This window comes from Xanthomonas sp. SHU 166 (assembly GCF_000364685.1).
GTDB lineage: Bacteria > Pseudomonadota > Gammaproteobacteria > Xanthomonadales > Xanthomonadaceae > Xanthomonas_A > Xanthomonas_A sontii.
Window position 1 is genome coordinate 1 of record NZ_AQOJ01000137.1, and the last position, 4038, is coordinate 4038.

Below are 4038 nucleotides of genomic sequence, written 5' to 3' on the forward strand. Positions count from 1 at the left end.
TGGGCGCGGGCGCGGCGCTCTTCGCGGGTGCCGGCGCCGGTGCGTCGTCGCCGTGCGCGTCGAACTGCGCGATCAGCTCCGGCGGCGCGCGCGGCGGCTCCTGGCCGCTGCCGAAGGCATCGAGCATCGACTGCAGGTAGTCCAGCGACTGCTGCGCGGCGTCGAAGTGCCGCGCCTGCAGGGTGGCCTGGCCGGCACGGGCCATGCCCAGGGTTTCCTCCGCGGCGTGGCACAGCTCGACCATGGCGTTGATCGCCAGGAAGCCGGCACCGCCCTTGAGCGTGTGGAAGCCGCGGAACACGGCGTTGAGCTGGCCGCTGTCCTCGGGCGCCTGCTCCAGCGACACCAGCTGCTCGCCGAGCCGGTCCAGGATCTCCTGGGCCTCGATGATGAAGTCGGCAGCGATGTCGTCGGGTACGGCGCTCATGGCATTACAGTCCCAATCCGGACAGCAGGTCGTCGGCGTCGTGCTGCGATACGCCGTGGCGGTCCAGGCCGGGCAGGGCCGGGCCGGCCAGGCTGCCGTCGGCCTTCTTGTTTTCTTCCTTCGGCGGCAGACCCAGCGCGCCGAAGCCTTCGTGCACGCGGCGCACGATGCCGGCGACGCGACGGATGATCTGCCCGGTCAGATCCTGGAAGCTCTGCGCCAGGGCCATTTCGGTGAGGTTGTGGCGGATCTTGTCGAGGATCTCGCTCTGGTCGCCGCTGAGGCCGCCGGCGGCGAGCTGGTCGGCCAGCGCACGGCATTCCTCGGCCAGGTCCAGGGTGCGGTGGCTGGCCTGTTCGGTCATCTCCACCACGTGGTCCAGGCGCGAGCAGGCGTCGTCCAGCTCGCCGGCCTCGCTGGGCACCACCGGCAGTTCGCCGAGCGCCTGCCCCAGATCGCGCGCGAGCCGGCTCAGGCCCTGCATCATCGGCCGCGTGCGCCAGGCGGCGAGGGTGTCGATCTCCCTGCGCCAGCCGGCCTCGTCGCCGTTCTCCAGCGCGTCCAGCGCGCCTTGCAGGCGTTCGATCAGGGCGGTACGTTCGGCGGTGGCTTCCATTTAGGCGGTCGCTCCCAGGCGTTCGAAGATCTTGCCCAGCTTCTCCTGCAGCGTCTGCGCGGTGAACGGCTTGATGATGTAGCCGTTCACGCCGCACTGCGCGGCCTCGATGATCTGCTCGCGCTTGGCCTCGGCGGTGACCATCAGCACCGGCAGGTGCTTGAGCTTGTCGTCGGCGCGGATGTTGCGCAGCAGATCGATGCCGGTCATGCCCGGCATGTTCCAGTCGGTGACCACGAACTCGAACGGCGCCGAGCGCAGCGCGGCCAGGGCGCTGTTGCCGTCTTCGGCCTCGGCGGTGTTGGTGAAGCCCAGATCGCCGAGCAGATTCTTGACGATGCGTCGCATCGTCGAGAAATCGTCCACGATCAAAATCCGCATGTTCTTGTTCACCACTGACTCCTAAGGGTTCCTATTCTTCGTCTTCCAGACCGGCATCGGCGACCTCGAACGCCTTCAGGCGTCCGCGCAACCGTACCGTGGCCTGGCCATGGATCTGACACACGCGCGACTCGCTGACCCCGAGCACCGCGCCGATTTCCTTGAGGTTCAATTCCTGCTCGTAGTACAGCGACAGCACCAACTGCTCGCGTTCGGGCAACTGCGCGATGGCCTTGCCCAGCTCGCGGCCGAATTCGCTGCGCTCGAGCATCTGCTGCGGATTGGGTCCGCCCTTGGCGATGGTATCCAGCTCGCCATGGTCCTCGATGCGCGACTCCAGGCTCAGCACCTGGCCGCGGGCGGCATCTTCCATCAAACGCAGGTATTCGGGAAGCGGCATGTCCATCGCCGCGGCCACTTCGTTGGCGGCGGCGGCGCGGCCGGTGCTCTGTTCGATCTTGCGGATCGCCGAGGCGGCGTCGCGGGCGCGGCGGTGCACCGAGCGCGGCACCCAGTCGCCGCGGCGGATCTCGTCGATCATCGCGCCGCGGATGCGGATCGAGGCGTAGGTCTCGAACGAGGCGCCCTGTTCGGCGTCGTAGCTGCGCGAGGCCTCGATCAGGCCGATCATGCCGGCCTGGATCAGGTCGTCGATCTCGACGCTGGCCGGCAGCCGCGCCGCCAGGTGGTGGGCGATGCGCCGGACCAGGTCCGAGTGCTGGGTGATGTAGTCGTTGGCGCTGTTGCGCTGGACGGCGCGGTAGTGGGCGGCGGCGTTCATGCGGCCACCCCGCGCTGGATGATGCGCTCGACGAAGAACTCGACGTTGCCGCGCGGGGCGGTCGGCGCCTGCCAGCGTGCGGTGCGCCGGGCGATCTCGGAGATCGCCTGCGCCGACGGGCTGGACGGGTAGGCCTTGACCACCGGCTGCTGGCGCTGCACCGACAGGCGCAGCCAGTCGTCCTGCGGCACGCAGCCCAGGTAGTTCAGCGACACGTCGCCGAGGAACTTCTCGCAGACCCGGCTGAGCTTGTCGTACAGCAGGCGGCCTTCGTTGAGGTCGCGGACCATGTTGGCGACGATCTGCACCCGGTCCACGCCGCGCTCGCGCGAGAGGACCTTGATCAGGGCGTAGGCGTCGGTGATCGAGGCCGGCTCGTCGCAGACCACCACCACCGCGTCCTGCGCGGCCTGGCAGAAGGTCAGCACGCTGTCGGTGATGCCGGCGGCGGTGTCGACGATCATCACGTCCAGCTCGCGCTGCAGCTCGGAGAACACGTTGACCAGGCCGACGTGCTGGGCCGGCGGCAGCTCGGCCATGTAGCGGCGGCCGGAGGCGGCGGGCACCACCATCAGCCCGTTGGGCATGTCGATCAGCACCTCTTCCAGGGTGCAGCGCCCGGCGACCAGGTCGGCCACCGTGAACTTGGGGGTCAGCCCGAGCAGCACGTCGACGTTGGCCAGGCCCAGGTCGGCGTCCAGCAGCAGGGTGCGCTTGCCCATGTCGGCCAGCGCCATGGACAGGTTCACCGAGATGTTGGTCTTGCCCACGCCGCCCTTGCCGCCGGTCACGGCGATGGTGCGCACCGGACCCAGCGGTTCGCTGCGCGTCGCCGACAGGGGGAAGGCATTGGTCAGATTGACGTAGTCACGCGACGGCATGGGTCTGCTCCGGAGTACAGGGCTTATCGGCAGCGCGCCGCAAATCTTCAAGGCGCAATACCAGGCTGGCGGCGTTGGCGCGGTGCAGGTCGTCCGGCACACGCTGTCCATCGGTCACCCAGGTGATGGGGAGACGGTGGTCCACGACCACCGACAAGGCACTGCCGAACCGCCCGGTCTCGTCCAACTTGGTCAGGATGACCCCCTGTGGGTCGGCGCCGGCGAACCGGCGCACCACCTCGTCCAGGTCGGAGAAATGGGCGTTGGCGGGGAGGACCAGCAAGGATCGGACCACGCGCGAGGCGCGCAGCCAGTGCAACTGGGCGGCCAGGGCGCGGTCGCGCTGGCCCATGCCGGCGGTGTCGATCAGCACCAGCTTGTAGTCGGCCAGGCGCTCCAGCAGCTGCTGCAGCGCGGCGTCGCTGTCGGCCTCGTGCACGGCGATGCCGAGCTGGCGGCCGTAGCTGTGCAGCTGTTCGCGGCCGCCGACGCGGATGGTGTCGGTGGTGACCAGGGCCACGTCGCGGGCGGCATGGCGCTCCAGGAAGCGCGAGGCTAGCTTGGCGATGGTGGTGGTCTTGCCGGCGCCGGTCGGGCCGATCAGGGCGATCACGCCGCCTTCCTCGAGCGGGTCCAGCGCGGCGATCGGCAGGCGCTTGGACAGCAGGCCCAGCATCAGCCCGCGGCCGCGGTGCAGCTCGAGGTCGGCGGGGATCTGCATGACCACGTCGCGGGTGATGCCGCTGTCGAAGCCGTAGTCGTCCATCAGCTCCAGCGCCTGGGCGCGGACCGGCGAGCCGCGCAGGCGCTCGTCGGTGAGGCGGTTCATCTCGCGCTCGATCATCTGCCGCATCAGCGACAGTTCGTCGCGCAGCTGCGTCAATTGTTCGTCGTTCTGCGGGGCGGGGAAGGTCGGCACCGCCGCCAGCGCCGCGGCCGCCGGGATCCCGGC

The 4038-nt window shown here is 69.5% G+C and carries 6 protein-coding genes; all 6 read right to left on the reverse strand.

What is annotated here, in order from left to right; all coding sequences use genetic code 11:
* Window positions 1-427 (reverse strand): Hpt domain-containing protein (locus D180_RS05340; RefSeq protein WP_026143603.1); only part of this gene is annotated, 427 nt, incomplete at its 3' end.
* A gap of 4 nt (window positions 428-431) precedes the next feature.
* Window positions 432-1043, reverse strand: coding sequence for a protein phosphatase CheZ (locus tag D180_RS05345; RefSeq protein ID WP_010341543.1), 612 nt, complete (start codon window positions 1041-1043; stop codon window positions 432-434).
* Window positions 1044-1436: a chemotaxis response regulator CheY gene (gene cheY, locus D180_RS05350; protein ID WP_010341542.1), complete on the reverse strand. Its 393-nt coding sequence runs from the start codon at window positions 1434-1436 to the stop codon at window positions 1044-1046.
* A gap of 19 nt (window positions 1437-1455) precedes the next feature.
* Entirely contained in the window at window positions 1456-2205 is a 750-nt protein-coding gene (locus tag D180_RS05355) for an RNA polymerase sigma factor FliA (protein WP_010341541.1), read from the reverse strand.
* Window positions 2202-3086 carry a P-loop NTPase gene (locus D180_RS05360; RefSeq protein ID WP_010341540.1) on the reverse strand — a complete coding sequence of 295 codons (885 nt, stop codon included), beginning with the start codon at window positions 3084-3086 and terminating at the stop codon, window positions 2202-2204. The genes D180_RS05355 and D180_RS05360 overlap by 4 nt, the downstream gene beginning before the upstream one ends.
* On the reverse strand, window positions 3073-4038 hold a 966-nt coding region (gene flhF / locus D180_RS05365; RefSeq protein WP_017911988.1), incomplete at its 5' end, for a flagellar biosynthesis protein FlhF. The genes D180_RS05360 and flhF, both read right to left, overlap by 14 nt.

Excerpts from the sequence above, each read along its gene's own strand:
- D180_RS05355 (WP_010341541.1), bottom strand. The coding sequence starts at position 2,205 with ATGAACGCCGCCGCCCACTACCGCGCCGTCCAGCGCAACAGCGCCAAC.
- D180_RS05360 (WP_010341540.1), bottom strand. The coding sequence starts at position 3,086 with ATGCCGTCGCGTGACTACGTCAATCTGACCAATGCCTTCCCCCTGTCG.
- D180_RS05345 (WP_010341543.1), bottom strand. The coding sequence starts at position 1,043 with ATGGAAGCCACCGCCGAACGTACCGCCCTGATCGAACGCCTGCAAGGC.